Origin of the sequence: uncultured Jatrophihabitans sp. (assembly GCF_964244045.1) — a bacterium.
Taxonomy (GTDB): domain Bacteria; phylum Actinomycetota; class Actinomycetes; order Mycobacteriales; family Jatrophihabitantaceae; genus Jatrophihabitans.
Map to the genome: position 1 here is coordinate 1 of NZ_CAXTHK010000081.1, position 2,707 is coordinate 2,707.

Annotated in this window: 4 protein-coding genes; 2 read left to right on the top strand and 2 right to left on the bottom strand. The window is 66.1% G+C overall.

Translation table 11 applies throughout. The annotated features are described in order from the left end of the window. The first annotated feature begins 137 nt into the window (after positions 1 to 137). Together ACFFC4_RS22195 and ACFFC4_RS22200 are read left to right on the top strand one after the other, a co-directional pair. Positions 138 to 911: a hypothetical protein gene (locus tag ACFFC4_RS22195; protein WP_375504936.1), complete on the top strand. Its 774-nt coding sequence runs from the start codon at positions 138 to 140 to the stop codon at positions 909 to 911. Between the two features lie 91 nt (positions 912 to 1,002). Next, positions 1,003 to 1,269, top strand: coding sequence for a hypothetical protein (locus ACFFC4_RS22200; protein WP_375504938.1), 267 nt, complete (start codon positions 1,003 to 1,005; stop codon positions 1,267 to 1,269). 47 nt (positions 1,270 to 1,316) lie between these two features. On the opposite strand, the gene ACFFC4_RS22205 is transcribed toward ACFFC4_RS22200, so the two are convergent. Both ACFFC4_RS22205 and ACFFC4_RS22210 read right to left on the bottom strand, forming a co-directional pair. After that, a complete protein-coding gene (locus ACFFC4_RS22205) occupies positions 1,317 to 1,679 on the bottom strand; it encodes a hypothetical protein (RefSeq protein WP_375504940.1) in 363 nt (120 codons plus the stop codon). Positions 1,680 to 1,821: 142 nt separating this feature from the next. Next, positions 1,822 to 2,643: a hypothetical protein gene (locus ACFFC4_RS22210; RefSeq protein WP_375504942.1), complete on the bottom strand. Its 822-nt coding sequence runs from the start codon at positions 2,641 to 2,643 to the stop codon at positions 1,822 to 1,824. Positions 2,644 to 2,707 lie beyond the last annotated feature (64 nt).

The window sequence follows — 2,707 nt, forward strand, 5'->3', positions numbered from 1 at the left end:
TTCCTTACGTCCAGACCCCCAGCGCAGAACACGTTTCTATGCCGCGTTGAGCGCGGTGGGTTGATGTTCCGACCTGTCCACTCGCCCGGGACTCAGGCCCGACGTTTTCGACTTCCGTGTCGCGGGAGACTGATCGGGTGAGCGTCTTCGATGTGGCCGGGCTGACGGAGTCGGAGCTCTCGGCCTGGATCGCGCCATTGCTAGGAGACGACTTCGGCGCGGTGACTACTCACGTCCCACGCGGCTTTCAGAGCTACGTCCGTGTCTTCCATCCGGCCGACCCAGGACGCGAGGAGTCCACGACCTGGTCATCGATTGCCCGACAGAACGGCACCGTCATGCACCAGATGGCGCAGTTTGACGCCATCGCCCCGGGCAATCAGACCAATGAGTTTGGCCCGGCAGCACCCAGAACGGGCGACCTCGCGCCTACCGAACTACACCGGCTGACCGCGACGTTGCGGCGCCACACCCCCAGCCCCGAGGACTGTGTCTTTGCCTTCTGGGAGGGCTGGGGTGACCTCGCCCGACCGACCCGAATCACGACCTACCAGGACGGCCGGCCGCAGGTACACATGCCCGAGCCGTTGGCACCGAACGCCCGGACTCCACCGCCGGTAGGAAAGCTCACTCTTCCTCACCGTCAGTACGCCCTGTTCCGCGGCGATCTCGACCTGGCTGAACGGTTCGGCAACTGGGCAAACGAGCGCTGGCTCATCGTGCGATCACCCAACCTGATGTGGAACACCGATAGGGCCTGGCTCGTCGCCACCGAGATCGACTTCGACTCCACCCTCGTCGGCGGCACCTCCGCCCTCATCACAGACATCATCGATACCGAGGGTCTTGAAGCCGCAGAGGTCCAGCCGACAGACCTGCTGCACAGCGAGGCCGACACCTTCAACAGCTAGCACTCGTGCCGCGTTGAGCGCCACCCCGCTCCCAAGCCGTGTTGATCTCGCCGCTTGGGGCGTGTCGCTGCATCGCCGTTAGGGTCACCCGGTGGATGAGAACGGAATTGTCGCTGGGGTCAGCGCGCGTCTGCAGCAAGCAGGGCTCATGCCGCCTGTCAGGAATCTGGAATGGCAGGGCGATGAGGACGACGCCGATGAGGATCGGCCATGGATCAACGAGGAGGAGTGGGTCCTCGTCAGTGTGACCGGGCCGGTGACACCCAAGTTGGAAGCGCGGTTGTCCGACGCTCTTCACGGTCTTCGGTGCGCGGTTCGGTCTGTCCCTTCGAACCGCGGAGTGATGTTCGGCGGTTGAAGCCCGGCCATCGTCCCTTAATGACGGGCCGGCCGCTCATGCCGCTGTCATGCCGCGTTGAGCGCCGCGGTCCGGGATGCTGGACTGGCGACGCCTTCGCTGCGCAAATCATCCGCGTACATGATCCCGGCATCTGGGTTGGCGAAATCCACCTCGAAGCGCAACCCGCGAAGTACCTCGCGCACTTCCTCGACCATCGCGGCGCTCGCTGAGCGGTCGATCTGCACCCGCAGCCGCTCTTCCCCGGGCTCGAACCCGCCGAGGTTCATGAGCCCAAAGACCGGCGGGATGAGGCCTGCAGCCTGCAGGCGACGCTCTGCCTCAGAACCCGGATCGTTTTCGGCGAGGTCTCGCGCCCGCCATCGTGAAGCGCCGTAGCGGATGCCGGCCCAGAACGCACGCAGGTTCATGACGGCAGCTTGAGCCGCGCACCCAGCAGCCGCAAGCCCGCTCGCCGCTTGGCGCGGCTGCGCTGTCATGCCGCGTTGAGCGCTCCGCGCTCTTGTCGCGGTTTGAAGACGCCGCGACAGCCGGGTGTTGTGTCGGGCTGGGTTACTTGACGTTGATGAGCCCCACGTGTCCTGCGGTGATGCGGGGCTCGGCGGAGTGGCTGGTGAGTGCGAGGGTGAGCACGAGGTACCGGCCGGTGCGACTGTGGTGGCTGCTGGTGGCGTGGCCTCGTGGGGAGAGCATTGCCAGGAAGTCCGGAATGCCGGCGGCGACGGTGTAGAGCTTGTCGAAACTTGGTTTGGCCAGGAAGGCGTTGAGGTCGCCGGACGTGACCTTGGGCGCGACCTGCACAAGGAACAGTTCTTGCAGGTGCGTGCTGCGGTTCGTGACCCCCAGCTCGCTGCTGGTCGTGATGGTGGCTGGGCTGGTGAGGGTGCCGCTGCTGTTCACGATGACGTGACGGGCTTTCGGCGCGGTGGCGTTGACCTTGTTGCCGGCGACGCGCAGCGCGGCGATGGATGTGGCGGTGAACGTGTCGCGAGAGGTGTCTGCGAGGTAGTACGTCCCTCGGCTCAGGCGCAGGTAGGTGATGGCCTTCGAGGGCAGGATGTCGGCGACGGTGAAGTTCTTGATCAAGGGGCCGGCAGTGTCGGCGTTGAGATCATGGGCCAGAGCCGCTTTGCCGGCACCGTGACGGGACCTGACCAAGAAGATCGGCTGGCTGCCGGTGTTGGCGATCCGGGCGACGCCGGGGCGGGTCGTCGTGGCCGCGATGACGTGATGCTGGCTGGTGGCGTGCACGGTGAGGGTGGCCCGGTGGTGCGTCGCGGCCGGGGCCGCGGCGGCGCCGCTTGTCGCACAGAGCGCGGGAACAAGCATGACGGCGGCGGTCAGCGCGGTGGCGCGGGCGACGGTAGACAACATGACTTCGCTTTCGCAGGGTTGGCGCCGCACGTCTGAGTGGAACGGCGGGAGGAGCGACATGCCT